This is a genomic window from Bacillus sp. YP1 (genome assembly GCF_000877815.1).
Lineage (GTDB): Bacteria > Bacillota > Bacilli > Bacillales > Bacillaceae > Bacillus > Bacillus subtilis.
Genome location: NZ_CP010014.1, coordinates 2,604,593 through 2,622,132, shown reverse-complemented (window position 1 = coordinate 2,622,132; position 17,540 = coordinate 2,604,593). Strand labels below are relative to the sequence as shown.

Below are 17,540 nucleotides of genomic sequence, written 5' to 3'. Positions count from 1 at the left end.
TGTGAAGAGGAGTGACAAAAATGAGTGATGATATTTTTCGACTGGCAACTGTTGAAGATGCATCGGAGCTGTTGAAACTGGTTAACAGCGCATTTCAGCCCATTCGGCAGCTGGATATTGATTGGCCATCCACGAGAGCTGATATCCAAATGGTATCAGAAAATATTGAACATCATTCAGCGATTGTGCTGGAGCGGGATGGGAAGCTGATTTCAACGATTACAATCAGGTTCCCGTGGGAGAGTGAGACGCCTCCTTCAAAATATCCATTTGTGTGGTGGTTTGCGACACTGCCGGAATATAAAGGGCAAGGCGCCGGAAGTAAGCTGCTTACGTATGTTGAAGAAAAAGTGCTTCGAGATATGCTGAAGGCTCCTGCGCTGACACTCGGCACATCGGCGCGCAAGCATCCTTGGCTTGCTGACATGTACAGAAGGAGAGGGTATGAAGTGTATTTTGAGCAGGAAAAAGACGGGGACATAGGTGTGATGATGCACAAGGTTCTGATTCCGGAACGATTTAACCCAACGCTTTTAGGTGCGCCCAGCTGGGCATGATGTGAGGCAGCCTATGAATAAGCGTAAAGGATTGGTTTTGCTGCTGTCAGTGTTTGCATTACTTGGCGGGGGATGTTCGCAAACAAATAACAAAACAGATCGTCAGGCTCAAACGGTCATAGTCGGCACTGGAACAGATTTTCCGAATATTGCGTTTTTAAATGAAAAAGGTGAATTGACCGGGTATGACATTGAAGTGATGAAAGCCATCGATAAGGAGTTGCCTCAATATACATTTGAATTTAAAACGATGGATTTCTCAAATTTGCTGACGAGTCTCGGAAATAAAAAAATTGATGTGATTGCGCACAATATGGCCAAAAATAAAGAACGAGAAAAGCGTTTTTTGTATCATAAAGTCCCATATAACTACTCGCCGATGTACATCACGGTGAAAGAGGATAATCACAAGATTCATACATTAAAAGACTTACACGGAAAAACAGTCATAGTTGGCGCCACGTCAAATGCGGCAGATTATATTACAAAGTACAACAAAACGCACGGCAGCCCAATTCATTTGAAATATGCGGGACAGGGAAGCAATGATACCGCCAATCAAATTGAAACCGGGCGCGCAGATGCAACGATAGCTACACCGTTTGCCGTCGATTTTCAGAATAAAACGCACGCCTTCCGCCAAAAGACAGTCGGTGACGTGTTATTAGATACCGAGGTGTACTTTATGTTTAATAAAGGCAGCCAAACCTTGGCGGATGACACGGATCAAGCGATTAAAAAGCTGGAGAAAAACGGAACGCTAAAAAAACTAAGCCGAAAATGGCTCGGGGCAGATTATTCAAAATCAAGTTTTGAAAAATAAATGGGGCGATGAGATGAAAACGAAAACAGCATTCATGGCAATATTATTTTCGCTTATAACAGTTCTGTCAGCTTGCGGTGCAGGCAGTCAAACGACGGGAGCCGGGCAAAAGAAGGTACAGACGATCACGGTTGGAACTGGAACCCAATTTCCGAATATTTGCTTTATTGATGAAAAAGGCGATTTAACCGGTTATGATGTCGAACTGATCAAAGAGCTTGATAAGCGCCTGCCACATTATAAATTCACATTTAAAACGATGGAATTTTCCAACCTGCTTGTCAGCCTCGGACAGCATAAAGTCGATATCGTGGCACATCAAATGGAGAAAAGCAAAGAGCGTGAGAAAAAATTTCTGTTTAACAAGGTTGCTTACAACCATTTTCCTTTAAAAATTACTGTGCTTCAAAATAACGATACGATCCGTGGAATTGAAGACTTAAAAGGAAAACGGGTGATTACGAGTGCAACCTCCAACGGAGCGCTTGTACTGAAAAAATGGAATGAGGATAATGGACGGCCGTTTGAGATTGCCTATGAGGGCCAAGGCGCAAATGAGACTGCGAATCAGCTGAAATCGGGGCGTGCGGACGCAACGATCTCAACGCCTTTTGCAGTAGACTTTCAAAACAAGACGAGCGCTATTAAAGAAAAAACCGTCGGTAATGTGCTTTCAAATGCCAAAGTGTATTTTATGTTTAACAAAAATGAACAAACGTTAAGTGACGATATTGATAAAGCCTTACAGGAAATCATTGATGACGGAACGTTGAAAAGGCTCAGTTTGAAATGGCTTGGTGACGACTATTCCAAAGAGCAGTATTAGGTAAAAAGAGAGGGAGCAGTGATGGAAAAAGCGTTTGATATGAACATGATTGGAGATTTTGTGCCGACGTTAACCGCTTATTTACCGGTTACATTATACATTTTAACACTGTCCTTGCTTTTCGGTTTTGTATTAGGACTCTTTCTGGCACTGCCCCGCATCTATAATATTCCAATTGTAAATCAATTGGCAAAAGTGTATATCTCGTTTTTCAGGGGAACGCCTATCATGGTGCAGCTTTTCATCGTGTTTTACGGGATCCCGGCGCTTACGGGGCTTATCGGGATTGATACATCAAAAATGGACCCGTTTTATGCTGCTGTCGCAACCTACGCGTTAAGCAATGCAGCGGCAGCCGCAGAAATCATTCGAGCGGGGGTGGGCAGTGTAGATAAAGGCCAAACGGAAGCGGCGTACAGTATTGGCTTAAGCGGTAGTCAGGCCTTCAGGCGAATCGTTCTGCCCCAGGCACTTGTCCAGGCGTTTCCGAATATGGGAAACATGGTGATCAGTTCTTTAAAAGATACGTCTCTAGCCTTTTCAATAGGTGTTATGGATATGTCCGGAAGGGGCCAAACACTGATTACCTCAAGCAACCATTCTCTTGAAGTTTACATTGCGCTATCGATTGTTTATTATGCTGTAGCGGTTTTATTCGAATGGTTCTTTCGAGTGGCAGAAAAACGAATCAAGAAGAATCAAACAAGGATTGTTACTGTTTTTGACATGAACATACATTGATATATTTCTTCGGATGAGGGGGGAGAAGATTGCAATTTGACTTTCCATTTATCGTTTCCGCCATGAAAGAAATGGTAAAGACCATTCCTCTGACATTGATGATGGCTGTTTTGCCGATTGTGTTTGGATTTCTCGTGGCTCTTGGAAATATAATTGTTAGAATTTTTAGAATTAAGGGCTTGGTGGCTTGCTCAAGGTTTTATGTGTCTTTCTTTCGAAGTACACCTGCAATTCTTCACATTATGTTGATTTATTTAGGGATACCGCCTGTTGCAGATCAAGTCAGCAGTTTTTTTCATCTCGGCTGGTCCGCTAATGAGATACCGGTCTCCATGTTTGTCATCATGGCCTTGTCTTTAACTGCCGGAGCTTATCTCACAGAAATCATCCGGTCGGGCATTCTGGCGATGGATACCGGACAGGTCGAAGCGGCTTATTCAATCGGCTTGACATACAGCCAAACCTTTCGGCGTGTAATATTGCCGCAGGCGCTGATGGTTTCCATCCCAAACTTCACAAATTTGGGTATCGGCTTTTTGCATACCACCTCTATCGCGGCTATAGTGGCTGTCCCAGAGATTACAGGGACGGCGACTATCGTTGCTTCTGATAATTATGCATTTTTAGAAGCGTTTATTGGAGCAGCGATTATCTATTGGGTGCTGACTCTAATCCTAGAATCCGCAAATGGAGTATTAGAGAGAAAGGCAGCCAGATTTCAAGGAGGCACTTTATGATTGAGATTAAAAATATCCATAAACAGTTTGGCATCCACCATGTATTAAAAGGGATAAATCTCACGGTACGCAAGGGAGAAGTTGTGACGATTATCGGGCCGAGCGGATCAGGGAAAACCACCTTTTTACGGTGCCTGAATTTATTAGAACGTCCAGACGAAGGGATCATTTCTATACATGACAAAGTGATTAATTGCCGCTTTCCGTCCAAAAAAGAGGTTCACTGGCTCAGAAAACAGACGGCAATGGTATTTCAGCAATACCACCTGTTTGCTCACAAAACGGTGATTGAAAATGTCATGGAGGGCTTGACGATTGCCCGGAAAATGAGAAAACAAGACGCGTATGCCGTAGCGGAAAATGAACTGAGAAAGGTCGGGCTTCAAGATAAATTGAACGCTTATCCGAGTCAGTTATCGGGAGGACAAAAGCAGAGGGTAGGGATAGCAAGGGCGCTTGCCATTCATCCTGATGTGCTGCTGTTCGATGAGCCGACGGCAGCGCTTGACCCGGAGCTGGTCGGTGAAGTGCTTGAGGTAATGCTGGAAATCGTGAAAACCGGAGCCACCATGATTGTTGTTACACATGAAATGGAGTTTGCAAGAAGGGTCTCTGATCAAGTTGTTTTTATGGATGAAGGAGTCATTGTTGAACAAGGAACCCCGGAGGAAGTCTTCCGCCATACCAAAAAAGACAGAACGAGGCAGTTTCTCCGCCGTGTTTCGCCGGAATATTTATTTGAACCAAAAGAACACATAAAGGAGCCGGTGATATGATCCGCTTAAGTATTTTAGACCAAAGCTTGATTGGTGAAGGGGAGACAGCAGCTGATACATTACAGCATACAGTGAACTTGGCACAAATGGCTGAAGAGTGTGGATATCACCGATTTTGGGTGGCCGAACATCACAACAATGATGAGATTGCAGGGTCTGCACCCGAGGTTCTTTTAGGCTATCTTGCTGCAAGCACAAGAAAAATTCGTTTAGCATCAGGCGGAGTGATGCTGCAGCATTACAGCTCTTATAAAGTAGCGGAGCAATTCCATCTTCTATCAGCGTTAGCTCCCGGCCGTATAGATCTTGGAGTGGGCAAAGCGCCCGGCGGGTTTCAGCTGTCCACAGACGCGCTGCAGGCCGAATATAAAAAACCGGTGCGTCAGTTTGATGAAAAACTGGAGGAGCTTACTCATTTCGTTCGGGATGATTTTCCTGATACCCACCACTATGCCGCATTGCGTCCTATGCCGCAGGTTGATCGGAAGCCGGGTATTTTTCTATTGGGAGGAAGCGCAGAGAGTGCCATTTCGGCTGCAAAACTGGGAATCTCTTTTGTCTTTGCTTACTTTATTAACGGTGAAGAGGAAGTGCTGAAGGAAGCCCGCCGAGCATTTGACGCGCATCTCCCCCCAGGATCTGAGGCTGAATTTCATCTTGCTCCCGCTGTTTTTGCGGCACATACAAAAGAAGAAGCGGAAAAACATATTGTGTCGCGTGAATCGATAAAAGTGGTTTTGAAAGACGGGCGTAAGGTCAACGTCGGTTCCCGCGAACAGGCTGAGGCCTATCTGGAAAACGTCACAGAGCCATATGACATCATCGTGCAAAAAACCGGGATTATTGCCGGAACAAAGGAAGAAGTGGCAGAAGAATTAACACGTTTATCAGACACATACAAAATCAATGATTTTGTTATTTTTACACCTATCAAAAATGCTGTAGAAAAACAGCTGTCTTATCAGCTGCTGAGCGATGCAGTTTTAGCTGCAAAACGTTAAGGAGGGACAGAAGAATGAGTGATGTTTTGAACATTGTGGTTTGGAGTAAAAAAGGCTGTTCGTATTGTGAGGAAGTCAAGAATTATTTGAATGAAAAAGGGTTCCCGTTCCAAAATATCGATGTTTCAGAGAAAGAGGAACTTCGAGATATTTTACAGGCGAAATATGGGGTACGCCATGTGCCTGTGGTCGAAATCGGGCGCGGCAATCAGTATCAAGGGATAACTGAAATCGGCATTGAACACCTTGATCTTGCACTTGCTAATCATGCACAGATAAAGGAGGTAAAAAGATGACACGTTCAGATTTTATTCAGTTTGGAGCCATGATTCACGGTGTCGGGGGAACAACTGACGGCTGGCGTCATCCCGATGTTGATCCCTCGGCCAGCACGAATATTGAATTTTACATGAAAAAGGCGCAAACAGCTGAAAAAGGTTTGTTTAGTTTTATTTTCATTGCAGACGGCTTATTTATTTCTGAAAAATCGATTCCTCATTTTTTAAACCGTTTTGAACCGATCACCATTTTATCTGCGCTGGCATCGGTTACCAAAAATATTGGTTTAGTAGGGACGTTCTCTACATCTTTTACTGAGCCATTCACTATCTCCAGACAATTGATGTCGCTGGACCATATCAGCGGGGGCAGGGCAGGCTGGAATCTTGTTACTTCTCCGCAGGAAGGAGCGGCGCGCAACCATAGTAAGTCAAATTTGCCAGAACACACTGAACGTTACGAGATCGCACAAGAGCATTTGGATGTTGTGCGCGGGCTGTGGAATTCCTGGGAGCATGACGCATTTATACACAATAAGAAAACAGGGCAGTTTTTCGATCCGGCGAAGCTTCATCGCCTGAATCATAAAGGAAAGTATTTTCAAGTAGAGGGGCCCTTGAATATCGGGCGCTCTAAGCAGGGAGAGCCTGTAGTGTTTCAAGCGGGTTCATCAGAAACAGGCCGGCAGTTTGCTGCTAAAAATGCGGATGCGATTTTTACCCATTCCAATTCATTAGAAGAGACAAAAGCGTTTTATGCGGATGTGAAAAGGCGAGCTGCTGATAAAGGGCGTGATCCTTCAAGTGTGCGGATTTTTCCAGGAATCAGCCCGATTGTGGCAGATACGGAAGAAGAGGCGGAAAAGAAGTATCGAGAATTTGCAGAATTGATACCGATTGAAAATGCTGTTACGTATTTGGCCCGCTTTTTTGATGATTATGATCTGAGTGTTTACCCGTTGGATGAGCCATTTCCCGATATTGGCGATGTGGGAAAGAATGCGTTTCAAAGCACAACAGACCGGATTAAGAGAGAAGCAAAAGCCAGAAATCTGACATTGCGGGAGGTAGCACAGGAAATGGCTTTTCCACGGCCTCTATTCATCGGCACACCAGAGCGTGTCGCATCCTTAATTGAAACTTGGTTCAACGCTGAGGCGGCGGATGGGTTTATCATTGGGTCGGATATACCGGGTACACTTGATGCTTTTGTAGAAAAGGTGATTCCGATTCTTCAAGAAAGAGGGCTTTATCGTCAAGATTATCGCGGCGGGACCTTGCGGGAAAATCTCGGCCTTGGCATTCCGCAGCATCAATCCGTTTTACATTCATCACATCATTAGGTTTCGTCTGATCGAATGCGGAAGCTGAGAGAGGGGGCTGACTTTTTTGACGATCATTGCCGGTACGGTTGTGAAAGGAAAACAATTAGGCAGAAAGCTTGGATTCCCCACGGCAAATGTAGATGCAAAAATGCATGGGCTGCGTAATGGAGTTTATGGAGTTCTGGCGACAGTCAATCACCAATTTCATTTAGGGGTTATGAATATCGGTGTGAAACCGACGGTGGGCTCTAACCTTAAAAAGACATTGGAGATTTTTTTGTTTGACTTTCATAGAGACATCTATGGAGAAAAAATCGAATGCAGCATTCTCTTTAAAATTAGAGAAGAAAGAAGGTTTGATTCTTTGGAGTCTTTAACAAAGCAAATTAAAAAGGATATTTCGTGCGTTGCAAAACGCTTTGAGCTGATTGGGATTATGGCACCGAACAAAAAAGAAAGCCTGCTTTCCCATCAGGAGTTAAATCTTCCGGATCTCTGCTTTTACAAAAAATGTAACAACCTATATGGCGTCAACCGAGGCGTATACAATGTCATTGATAACTGGTTTTTTGAGTACGGAATTACACAAGTAGCTTACAGGCGCATTTATATTTTATCTTTTTTAAGCTTTTTGAAAGAAGATAATCCGAAAGTTTCCAGCAAGTATATAAGATTTGGGGCGGGCGGTCTTGCTGATAAATTGAACCGATTTATTTTATCTTATGTTGAAGAGTCTGAAGAAAATATATTGGGATAGGGAAAGGAGCGGTACATATGTCTTTGGATTATTGGAGAAATATAGAAGGCTCCTATCCATATCAGACTACAGGAAATGACATCCTGACGTTGAAAGAGGAGTCTAATCCCGTAAATCTCTCAACGCTAGAAAAGCAGCTCATCGGCATTCGCCGGCACCTGCACCAATATCCTGAACTGTCAAAAGAAGAATTTGAAACAACTGCTTTTATAAAAAAATGCCTTAAAGAAAAGGGGATACAGATTCGCCCTACTGCTCTAAAAACGGGTGTGTTCGCAGACATAGCAGGGGAGTCAGAAGGTCCGGCGATTGCTTTGAGGGCTGATATTGACGCCTTGCCAATTGAAGAAAAAACAGGATTGCCTTATGCGTCTAAACATAAAGGGATCATGCATGCGTGCGGTCATGATTTTCATACGGCAGCGCTTCTTGGTGCGGCCTTTTTATTGAAGGAAAATCAAGACAGTCTGAAAGGGAAGATTCGTTTATTATTTCAGCCGGCAGAGGAAGCGGGTGCCGGCGCTGCAAAAGTGATAGAGGACGGCCAACTGGATGGCATTGATGCGGTTATTGGCCTTCACAATAAACCGGATATCGCGGTTGGGACTGTAGGGTTAAAAACAGGCCCGCTTATGGCTGCTGTTGACCGATTTAAAGTAGAGATAGAAGGGAAAGGTGCTCATGCAGCATTGCCGCATAATGGTTTTGATCCAATTGTCGGCGCCTCTCAGCTTATTGTCGCCCTGCAAACGATTGTAAGCAGAAATGTAAACCCGCTGCAAAGCGCGATTTTAACCGTAGGGAAAATCAACGGCGGCAGCACTTGGAATGTCATTCCGGATACAGTTGTCATTGAGGGCACTGTTCGTACATTTGATTCAGAGGTTCGGGATCAAGTGAAACAGCGTTTTTTGGAAGTCACAGAGCAGATTTCTGCCGCTTTCTCGTTAAAGACAATTGTGAAGTGGCATTCCGGACCGCCGCCGCTTTGTAATGATGAGGCAATTACGGGGCTGGTGCGAGACGCTGCGTATAAAGCGAAACTTCAAGTCATTGATCCCGCCCCATCAACCGCGGGGGAAGATTTTGCTTATTATCTTGAGCATATTCCGGGATCCTTTGCGTTTTTTGGAACAGACGGTGATCATGATTGGCACCACCCTGCATTTACAATTGATGAAACTGCCATTATCAAAGCCTCTTATTTTTTATATGAAAGCGCCAAGAGATTGTTAGATTCGAATGAAGAGTCAAAAATATCTGATTGATATAGATGGGGTGTTCTGATGAAGAAATTAATCGTTTTTGCATTTATTGGTTTATTGTCGCAGTTAATAGACGGTTCGTTAGGTATGGCTTATGGGGTTACCTCAACTTCTTTGTTATTGGCGTTTGGCATCACACCTGCTGTGGCTTCGGCTTCTGTCCATTTAGCGGAAGTCGTAACGACTGCCGCATCGGGAGTGTCGCATATTAAATTTGGCAATGTTGACAAACAAACCGTTTATCAGCTTGTCATTCCCGGCTCTATAGGCGCTTTTTTAGGCGCGGCATTCCTCAGCCAATTACCTGGAGATGTGGCGAAACCCTATATTTCTTTGTTTTTGCTCCTTCTGGGCGGATATGTATTGATCAGGTTTTTATTTCAATATAAGCCGGCTCTTGAGAAGAAGCATGTGCCGTTAAACCGAAAACAATCCATCCCATTGGGAGTGATCGCTGGTTTTGCAGATGCCACAGGCGGAGGCGGCTGGGGACCGGTGACCACTCCGATTTTATTATCCCGCAAAGGCTTGAGCCCGAGGAAAGTTGTCGGGACTGTAGACACAAGTGAATTTGCCATCGCGGTATCTGCAACTGCCGGTTTTCTTATTTCATTAGGATGGGAGGACGTCAATTGGTTATGGGTGTTTTCACTAATGGCCGGCGGAATTATCGCTGCCCCTATCGCAGCATGGCTGGTGCAGAAGTTTCATCCGCAATTGATGGGTGTGCTTGTTGGAGGGTTTATTATTCTGGTAAATGCCAGAACATTAATAAATGAATGGATCGCAAACACAGCTGTTCATCCATTGATCTATACGGCCATAGGGGCGATATGGCTAACCGCAGTTTTCTTTGTTTTATCTAAAATAGGGAATCGAAATATTGTTAAGACAGCGGTTGATGTCCATTTAAAAGAAAAATAAAGGTTTTTCCGCTTTACGATGTAAAAGGAGCCACGGGGTCCTTGCGCTTGACTGGAACGAAATCAACGCTGTAAGAAGCCGGTCGGGCTTCTTTTTTATTTTCCAGCCTCATTGCGTATAAATCCTTTGAAACCTTATAATAAAAACAAGAAGACTGTCCTTAGAGGTGAAAGGCTTGGCAACGAAGCATGAACAAATTTTAACGTATATCGATTCACTGCCTGTCGGTGAAAAAATTTCTGTCCGAAGAATTGCAAAGGAAATGAAAGTAAGCGAAGGAACCGCGTACAGAGCGATCAAGGAAGCAGAGAATAAAGGGTTTGTCAGCACGATTGAACGTGTGGGCACAATCAGAATTGAACAAAAGAAAAAAGAGAACATTGAAAAGCTTACCTATGCAGAGGTTGTAAATGTTATAGACGGACAAGTGCTCGGAGGCAGGGCAGGGCTCCATAAGACATTGAATAAATTCGTCATCGGCGCGATGGAGCTTGACGCGATGATGCGTTACACCGCAGCGGGGAATCTTTTGATTGTCGGAAACAGAATCAATGCACACAGGCAGGCGCTTGAAGCGGGCGCGGCCGTATTGGTGACCGGGGGCTTTAACACGGATGACAGCATTGTGCAGCTGGCAGATGAGCTTGAACTGCCGATTTTATCCACGAGCTATGACACCTTTACAGTTGCCGCGATGATTAACCGGGCAATATATGACCAGCTGATCAAAAAAGAAATTGTTTTGGTGGAGGACATCCTAACACCTGCTGACCGCACGGTATATCTTTCGCCTAAGGATAAACTTGAAAAATGGTATGAGAAAAATTTTGAAACGGGGCACGGCCGCTTCCCGGTTGTCGACGATCAAATGAAAATCCATGGCATTCTGACATCAAAAGATATTGCTGGCCATGACCGAAATGCATCTATAGAAAAAGTTATGACCAAAAATCCCGTCACGGTTATTGGGAAAACATCTGTCGCTTCAGCTGCGCAAATGATGGTATGGGAAGGGATCGAAGTGCTTCCCGTCACTGACGGCCACCAAAAACTCATCGGCATGATCAGCCGCCAAGACGTATTGAAAGCTCTTCAAATGATTCAAAAGCAGCCGCAGGTCGGGGAGAAGCTTGATGATATCGTTTCAAGGGGGTTTAAAGATGAGGGTGATGATAAAGAAGATCAAACGGTTTACGAGTATGAAGTCACGCCGCAAATGACAAATCAGCTTGGAACCATTTCTTATGGCGTATTTACGACCATTTTGACGCAAGCGGCAAACCGATTTTTGCGCTCGAAAAAGCGCGGCGAACTCGTCATAGAGAGCATCACCATCTTCTTTTTGAAGCCTGTGCAGATGGAATCAGTCATCGAAGTCAAACCTCGCATCTTGGAGGCTGGCAGAAAGTTCGGGAAAATGGAAGTGGAAGTGCACAGCCAAGGTCATATCGTGTCTAAAGCGATGCTGATGGTTCAGCTGATGGAAAGAAGCTAAGGGACGTTCAGGCGCCCCTTACGCGTGATCTCTTTCAGCTTCTTTGGCGTGAAGGGGATTGTAATGCCTGAAGGCTTTATAACCTGCCCAAGCGCTTCCTGCTCCTATGACGATAAAGATACCGCCGATTACTAACGTTAATACTGAATGGAATAATATCATTTGGTTGAGCCCGTAGAACAGGACTAGTGACCCTAAGGCCATGCTTGATTTTGCTGAACATATTTCTTTTGCCAAAGATGGCTTTGCCCGTACGCCTTTTACTTTATAGTACACATAAAAGCAGGCTGAAAGCCCAATCAAAAAAACAAGAACCAGCATAAATGAAATCCTCCATCGTAAAAGTTTACAAACCCATTTTATACAAAAACGGGCTTGGTTTTGACGTTATTTTTCTTTTCCGTCGGCAGAGAATGTGATTTAATGAATAAAAACAATAAAGGAGTATCAAATGAAAACAGAATTGATCAGAACCATATCATTATATGACACGATTATCTTACATAGACATGTGCGTCCTGATCCGGATGCCTACGGATCACAGTGCGGGCTTACGGAAATCCTGCGTGAAACATATCCTGAAAAAAATATTTTTGCGGTCGGCACGCCTGAACCGTCCCTCTCTTTCTTATATTCCCTTGATGAGGTGGACAATGAAACATATGAAGGCGCACTTGTCATTGTCTGCGATACGGCAAATCAGGAAAGAATCGACGATCAGCGTTATCCTTCAGGCGCCAAACTAATGAAAATCGACCACCATCCGAACGAAGATCCATACGGTGACCTTCTCTGGGTCGATACAAGCGCCAGCTCAGTAAGTGAAATGATTTACGAGCTGTATTTAGAAGGAAAAGAGCACGGCTGGAAGCTGAATACGAAAGCGGCAGAGCTGATCTACGCCGGCATTGTTGGAGATACCGGACGCTTTTTATTTCCGAATACCACGGAAAAAACATTAAAATATGCAGGCGAGCTCATTCAGTATCCATTCTCTTCCTCAGAGTTATTTAATCAATTGTATGAAACAAAACTGAATGTGGTGAAGCTTAACGGCTTTATCTTTCAAAATGTGTCTTTGTCCGAAAACGGGGCGGCTTCTGTTTTCATCAAAAAGGATACGCTTGAAAAATTCGGCACAACGGCTTCTGAAGCGTCGCAGCTTGTCGGGACGCTCGGCAATATCTCAGGTATTCGCGCCTGGGTGTTTTTCGTAGAAGAAGACGATCAAATCAGAGTCAGATTCCGTTCGAAGGGGCCTGTCATTAACGGACTTGCCCGGAAATATAACGGCGGAGGGCATCCGTTAGCTTCAGGCGCCTCTATTTACAGCTGGGATGAAGCTGATCGGATTTTAGCTGATCTGGAAACATTATGTAAAGAACACGAGTAGAGGGGAGACCCTCTCTCTTAGTGTTCATCTGTGACGGGGATGAACCAGCAGCCGAAATCAGTAAGGTCCTCGTAGACTTGGAGATTGTGTGATTGAAGTTCTTTTTTGATGAGGGAAGCGAGTGAGTTTGTTTCGGCATATGCAGAAAAACCTTGTCTGAGACGGGCTGCTTGATCTTTTGCTAACTGACGGTCACTGTAAACCTCCATTTCCCTTCCTCCTTCCTTTCGCCATTAAGCCTCACATATAGTTTATAAAAAAGAATGGGAAAAAGCGACAGAAGTTTGGAGAATTTAAAAAAAATCCATAATTATGTGGCGAAAGATATTTCAAGTTCCACTGTCAGCCTCGTATAAATAATCAATTCTCTGACGGTTGCCTCGTATTTTTTTTCATTGATCATATAGACTTTATTTTCAATTGTCCGCTTCAAGAGATCCTTTGTTTGATAGACGCTCTCTATGTCTTTTGTAATCACCTCTGAAATATCATCCTTTACATGCTCCTCGAATTTCGTTTTATCCGGCTGTGATATTTTATATTTATCCCCATTCAGCAATTTGACGCTGACGCTTTGAATCAGCAGTTTTCTTTTATTATCTTCATTCAGTTTATGGAGATCTTCCTGATAGATCGAAATTTGATTGTTCAAGTCTTTTACATGCTCTTTTTGCTTTTCGATGAGGCTGACCTGCTCCTCTTGGAATGTTCCGTAAGTAAACAGGAAAAAGAACCAGCTAATTACGGCTCCGCACATCATTCCCGCGAAAAAACGCTGCCATCCCGGTTTTTTGTAATGCTGGGGGACCCTCATGAAGAAAGATGCTCCTGGGTCAGCCATGATATAATAAGCCAGCCGCTTTGCGCGCCTCCCATGGCCGAAATAATTAAAAGAAGCTGTTTAAAGATATCTCTCGTATTGCCTTCGAGTATGCCGCGTTCAAAGCTGTATACCGCATCAAAGGTGCCTCCGATAGCTGCGACAAGCGCCCATATTTTTAACCGGTTGGCAAGCTTTGTAATGGCTGTAAGCGGGGGTTCGCCTGCCAAATATGCTCCGAGCCCTCCAATGAGTGCGCCCCCGATCAGCACCCCTAACGCAATGAAGTAGCTATTGATAAAATTCACCATAAATCCTGCTTCCTGATCCATCTTTATCACCTCACCTTTTATATCATATTGAGCTTTCAGGACAAGTATGATGATGAGTCAAAAAAGAACATTTGTTTCTTTTGGAAACCGGCCTTATAATGAGGGAAGAAATGAATCGTAATGAGAAAGAGGTGATAGCATGTCTTTTGTTCACCTGCAAGTGCATAGCGGGTACAGCCTGCTAAACAGCGCCGCGGCTGTGGAAGAGCTCGTCAGTGAAGCTGACAGGCTCGGATATGCGTCTTTGGCGCTGACAGATGATCATGTCATGTACGGAGCTATTCAATTTTATAAAGCTTGCAAGGCGAGAGGGATCAACCCAATAATCGGTTTGACGGCTTCTGTTTTTACGGATGACAGCGAGCTTGAAGCATACCCGCTCGTCCTGCTGGCAAAATCAAATACAGGCTATCAAAACCTGCTGAAAATCAGCAGCGTTCTGCAATCTAAATCAAAAGGCGGACTGAAGCCGAAATGGCTTCACAGTTATCGAGAAGGGATTATCGCAATAACGCCCGGCGAAAAAGGATATATTGAAACGCTTCTTGAAGGAGGGCTGTTCGAACAGGCTGCTCAAGCCTCGCTGGAATTTCAGTCTATATTCGGAAAGGGAGCTTTTTATTTCTCCTATCAGCCTTTTAAAGGGAATCAAGTCTTGTCTGAGCAGATTCTAAAGCTGTCAGAAGAAACGGGTATCCCTGTTACGGCCACAGGCGATGTGCATTACATAAGGAAGGAAGATAAGGCTGCCTACCGTTGTCTGAAAGCGATTAAAGCGGGGGAAAAACTGACGGATGCACCCGCTGAAGATTTGCCTGATCTCGATTTGAAACCACTCGAAGAAATGCAAAACATTTATCGAGAGCATCCCGAGGCACTGCAAGCTTCTGTAGAGATCGCGGAACAATGCCGGGTTGACGTCAGTCTCGGGCAGACCCGTCTACCGTCTTTTCCGACCCCAGACGGAACGTCCGCTGATGATTATTTAACGGATATCTGTATGGAGGGACTCCGCAGCCGTTTCGGCAAGCCTGATGAACGATACCTTCGCCGTCTTCAATATGAGCTTGATGTCATCAAGCGGATGAAGTTCAGCGATTACTTTCTGATCGTGTGGGATTTTATGAAGCACGCCCATGAAAAAGGGATTGTTACAGGACCGGGAAGGGGTTCTGCGGCGGGTTCTCTTGTGGCATATGTGCTGTATATCACAGATGTTGACCCGATTAAGCATCACCTTCTGTTTGAAAGATTTTTAAATCCCGAGCGCGTCAGCATGCCGGATATTGATATTGACTTTCCCGATACTAGAAGGGATGAAGTCATTCAATATGTTCAGCAGAAATACGGTGCAATGCACGTCGCACAGATTATCACCTTTGGAACACTTGCGGCAAAGGCGGCGCTCCGGGACGTCGGCAGAGTATTCGGCGTCAGCCCGAAGGAGGCAGATCAGCTTGCAAAACTCATTCCTTCAAGACCGGGAATGACGCTGGATGAAGCGAGACAGCAGTCACCGCAGCTGGATAAGCGGCTTCGGGAGTCAAGCCTGCTTCAGCAAGTCTATTCAATTGCCCGGAAAATAGAAGGGCTGCCAAGGCATGCATCAACCCACGCAGCGGGCGTTGTCCTGAGTGAAGAACCGTTAACAGATGTTGTTCCGCTTCAAGAAGGGCATGAAGGGATCTATTTAACGCAATACGCGATGGACCATCTTGAAGACTTGGGCCTTTTAAAAATGGATTTCTTAGGTTTGAGGAATCTGACACTTATTGAATCTATCACTTCAATGATTGAAAAAGAAGAAAATATTAAAATAGACCTTTCAAGTATTTCCTACAGCGATGACAAAACGTTCTCCTTGCTGTCAAAAGGGGATACGACAGGCATTTTCCAGCTTGAATCTGCAGGGATGAGAAGCGTCTTGAAACGGCTGAAACCTTCGGGCCTAGAAGATATTGTGGCGGTCAATGCACTGTACCGGCCGGGTCCGATGGAAAATATTCCGTTATTTATCGACCGTAAACACGGCCGGGCGCCTGTTCACTATCTTCATGAAGATTTAAGGAGCATTTTGGAAGATACATATGGCGTCATTGTGTATCAGGAACAAATTATGATGATTGCTTCCCGTATGGCGGGGTTTTCTTTAGGCGAAGCGGACCTATTGAGAAGGGCGGTCAGCAAAAAGAAAAAAGAAATCCTGGACAGAGAGCGAAGCCATTTTGTTGAAGGGTGCTTAAAAAAGGAGTATTCTGTAGACACTGCAAATGAGGTCTACGATTTAATCGTCAAATTCGCAAACTATGGCTTTAACAGAAGCCATGCGGTGGCATACAGCATGATCGGGTGCCAGCTTGCGTATTTGAAAGCTCATTATCCGTTATATTTTATGTGCGGATTGCTGACAAGCGTCATTGGCAATGAGGATAAAATCTCTCAATATCTTTACGAAGCAAAGGGGAGCAGGATTCGTATCCTTCCTCCGTCAGTGAATAAAAGCAGTTTTCCGTTTACAGTTGAAAACGGATCTGTCAGATACAGCCTCCGCGCGATAAAAAGTGTAGGCGTCTCAGCAGTCAAAGATATATATAAAGCAAGAAAAGAGAAACCATTTGAAGATCTTTTCGATTTCTGCTTTCGCGTGCCGTCAAAAAGCGTAAATCGCAAAATGCTTGAAGCACTTATCTTTTCTGGTGCGATGGACGAATTCGGCCAAAACCGGGCCACGCTGCTCGCATCCATTGATGTTGCTTTGGAACATGCTGAGCTATTCGCCGCGGACGATGACCAAATGGGATTGTTTTTAGATGAATCGTTTTCAATTAAGCCGAAGTATGTGGAGACGGAGGAGCTTCCTCTGGTGGATTTACTTGCGTTTGAAAAGGAAACGCTTGGCATTTATTTTTCAAATCATCCCCTCTCCGCCTTCCGAAAACAGCTCACTGCGCAAGGAGCAGTCTCCATTCTGCAGGCTCAGCGTGCAGTCAAAAGACAGCTTTCACTAGGCGTTCTGCTGTCGAAGATCAAAACGATTCGGACGAAAACAGGTCAAAACATGGCGTTTTTAACGCTCAGTGATGAAACCGGCGAGATGGAAGCCGTAGTCTTCCCTGAACAATTCAGACAGCTTTCTCCCGTTTTAAGAGAAGGCGCTCTTTTGTTCACTGCGGGGAAATGTGAAGTTAGACAAGATAAGATCCAATTCATCATGTCCCGGGCAGAGTTATTAGAAAATATGGATGCAGAAAAAGCGCCATCGGTTTATATAAAAATAGAAAGCAGTCAGCACAGCCAGGAGATCCTGGCAAAGATTAAGCGCATTTTGCTGGAGCATAAAGGGGAAACAGGCGTTTATCTCTATTATGAAAGGCAAAAACAGACGATTAAGCTACCTGAGTCGTTCCATATCAATGCAGATCACCAGGTGTTATATCGCTTAAAAGAGCTGTTGGGTCAAAAAAACGTCGTTTTAAAACAGTGGTAACGA

19 protein-coding genes are annotated in these 17,540 nt (G+C 44.5%); 15 read left to right on the top strand and 4 right to left on the bottom strand.

Features of this window, described 5'->3' with window-relative positions:
- Nucleotides 1-20 precede the first annotated feature (20 nt).
- From snaA to QF06_RS12845, 13 genes are all read left to right on the top strand, one after another.
- The gene (snaA, locus tag QF06_RS12905) at nucleotides 21-557 is read left to right on the top strand and encodes an N-acetyltransferase SnaA (protein ID WP_003245971.1); all 537 of its coding nucleotides are present in this window, start codon (nucleotides 21-23) and stop codon (nucleotides 555-557) included.
- A gap of 13 nt (nucleotides 558-570) precedes the next feature.
- Complete coding sequence (gene tcyJ / locus QF06_RS12900) at nucleotides 571-1,380, top strand: sulfur-containing amino acid ABC transporter substrate-binding protein TcyJ (protein ID WP_004399114.1); 810 nt, start codon at nucleotides 571-573, stop codon at nucleotides 1,378-1,380.
- 13 nt (nucleotides 1,381-1,393) lie between these two features.
- Nucleotides 1,394-2,206 carry a sulfur-containing amino acid ABC transporter substrate-binding protein TcyK gene (gene tcyK, locus QF06_RS12895; RefSeq protein WP_041851090.1) on the top strand — a complete coding sequence of 271 codons (813 nt, stop codon included), beginning with the start codon at nucleotides 1,394-1,396 and terminating at the stop codon, nucleotides 2,204-2,206.
- Nucleotides 2,207-2,227: 21 nt separating this feature from the next.
- Nucleotides 2,228-2,947, top strand: coding sequence for a sulfur-containing amino acid ABC transporter permease TcyL (gene tcyL / locus QF06_RS12890; RefSeq protein ID WP_004399112.1), 720 nt, complete (start codon nucleotides 2,228-2,230; stop codon nucleotides 2,945-2,947).
- Nucleotides 2,948-2,976: 29 nt separating this feature from the next.
- Entirely contained in the window at nucleotides 2,977-3,684 is a 708-nt protein-coding gene (gene tcyM, locus QF06_RS12885; protein ID WP_017695743.1) for a sulfur-containing amino acid ABC transporter permease TcyM, read from the top strand.
- Nucleotides 3,681-4,460: a sulfur-containing amino-acid ABC transporter ATP-binding protein TcyN gene (gene tcyN / locus QF06_RS12880; RefSeq protein WP_004398701.1), complete on the top strand. Its 780-nt coding sequence runs from the start codon at nucleotides 3,681-3,683 to the stop codon at nucleotides 4,458-4,460. The genes tcyM and tcyN overlap by 4 nt, the downstream gene beginning before the upstream one ends.
- On the top strand, nucleotides 4,457-5,461 hold the full coding sequence (locus tag QF06_RS12875) for an LLM class flavin-dependent oxidoreductase (protein WP_041851089.1): 1,005 nt from the start codon (nucleotides 4,457-4,459) through the stop codon (nucleotides 5,459-5,461). The genes tcyN and QF06_RS12875 overlap by 4 nt, the downstream gene beginning before the upstream one ends.
- A gap of 14 nt (nucleotides 5,462-5,475) precedes the next feature.
- The gene (locus QF06_RS12870; RefSeq protein WP_041851088.1) at nucleotides 5,476-5,757 is read left to right on the top strand and encodes a glutaredoxin family protein; all 282 of its coding nucleotides are present in this window, start codon (nucleotides 5,476-5,478) and stop codon (nucleotides 5,755-5,757) included.
- Nucleotides 5,754-7,082, top strand: coding sequence for an LLM class flavin-dependent oxidoreductase (locus QF06_RS12865; RefSeq protein ID WP_041851087.1), 1,329 nt, complete (start codon nucleotides 5,754-5,756; stop codon nucleotides 7,080-7,082). Before QF06_RS12870 ends, QF06_RS12865 begins: the two co-directional genes overlap by 4 nt.
- A 46-nt stretch (nucleotides 7,083-7,128) precedes the next feature.
- Complete coding sequence (gene ribR / locus QF06_RS12860) at nucleotides 7,129-7,821, top strand: RNA-binding riboflavin kinase RibR (RefSeq protein WP_043940177.1); 693 nt, start codon at nucleotides 7,129-7,131, stop codon at nucleotides 7,819-7,821.
- Between the two features lie 17 nt (nucleotides 7,822-7,838).
- The gene (gene sndA / locus QF06_RS12855; RefSeq protein ID WP_041851085.1) at nucleotides 7,839-9,089 is read left to right on the top strand and encodes an S-alkyl-N-acetyl-metabolite deacetylase SndA; all 1,251 of its coding nucleotides are present in this window, start codon (nucleotides 7,839-7,841) and stop codon (nucleotides 9,087-9,089) included.
- 18 nt (nucleotides 9,090-9,107) lie between these two features.
- Nucleotides 9,108-10,010 (top strand): sulfite exporter TauE/SafE family protein, encoded by a 903-nt coding sequence (locus tag QF06_RS12850; protein ID WP_041851084.1) that lies wholly within the window; start codon nucleotides 9,108-9,110, stop codon nucleotides 10,008-10,010.
- Between the two features lie 175 nt (nucleotides 10,011-10,185).
- Nucleotides 10,186-11,505 (top strand): CBS domain-containing protein, encoded by a 1,320-nt coding sequence (locus QF06_RS12845; RefSeq protein ID WP_004398641.1) that lies wholly within the window; start codon nucleotides 10,186-10,188, stop codon nucleotides 11,503-11,505.
- A gap of 18 nt (nucleotides 11,506-11,523) precedes the next feature.
- Here the strand turns inward: QF06_RS12845 and QF06_RS12840 are convergent, their stop codons facing one another.
- On the bottom strand, nucleotides 11,524-11,826 hold the full coding sequence (locus QF06_RS12840) for a YtpI family protein (protein WP_003229401.1): 303 nt from the start codon (nucleotides 11,824-11,826) through the stop codon (nucleotides 11,524-11,526).
- Nucleotides 11,827-11,956: 130 nt separating this feature from the next.
- On the opposite strand from QF06_RS12840, the gene nrnA reads away from it, so the two are divergent.
- Complete coding sequence (gene nrnA / locus QF06_RS12835; RefSeq protein WP_004398971.1) at nucleotides 11,957-12,898, top strand: bifunctional oligoribonuclease/PAP phosphatase NrnA; 942 nt, start codon at nucleotides 11,957-11,959, stop codon at nucleotides 12,896-12,898.
- A gap of 17 nt (nucleotides 12,899-12,915) precedes the next feature.
- On the opposite strand, the gene QF06_RS12830 is transcribed toward nrnA, so the two are convergent.
- From QF06_RS12830 to ytrH, 3 genes are all read right to left on the bottom strand, one after another.
- The gene (locus QF06_RS12830) at nucleotides 12,916-13,107 is read right to left on the bottom strand and encodes a YtzJ family protein (RefSeq protein ID WP_003229407.1); all 192 of its coding nucleotides are present in this window, start codon (nucleotides 13,105-13,107) and stop codon (nucleotides 12,916-12,918) included.
- Nucleotides 13,108-13,208: 101 nt separating this feature from the next.
- On the bottom strand, nucleotides 13,209-13,712 hold the full coding sequence (gene ytrI, locus QF06_RS12825) for a sporulation membrane protein YtrI (protein WP_003229408.1): 504 nt from the start codon (nucleotides 13,710-13,712) through the stop codon (nucleotides 13,209-13,211).
- Nucleotides 13,709-14,050, bottom strand: coding sequence for a sporulation membrane protein YtrH (ytrH, locus tag QF06_RS12820; RefSeq protein WP_003229410.1), 342 nt, complete (start codon nucleotides 14,048-14,050; stop codon nucleotides 13,709-13,711). The genes ytrI and ytrH overlap by 4 nt, the downstream gene beginning before the upstream one ends.
- Before the next feature lie 139 nt (nucleotides 14,051-14,189).
- On the opposite strand from ytrH, the gene dnaE reads away from it, so the two are divergent.
- Nucleotides 14,190-17,537, top strand: a complete 3,348-nt coding sequence (dnaE, locus tag QF06_RS12815; RefSeq protein WP_043940176.1) for a DNA polymerase III subunit alpha — start codon at nucleotides 14,190-14,192, stop codon at nucleotides 17,535-17,537.
- Nucleotides 17,538-17,540: the final 3 nt, after the last annotated feature.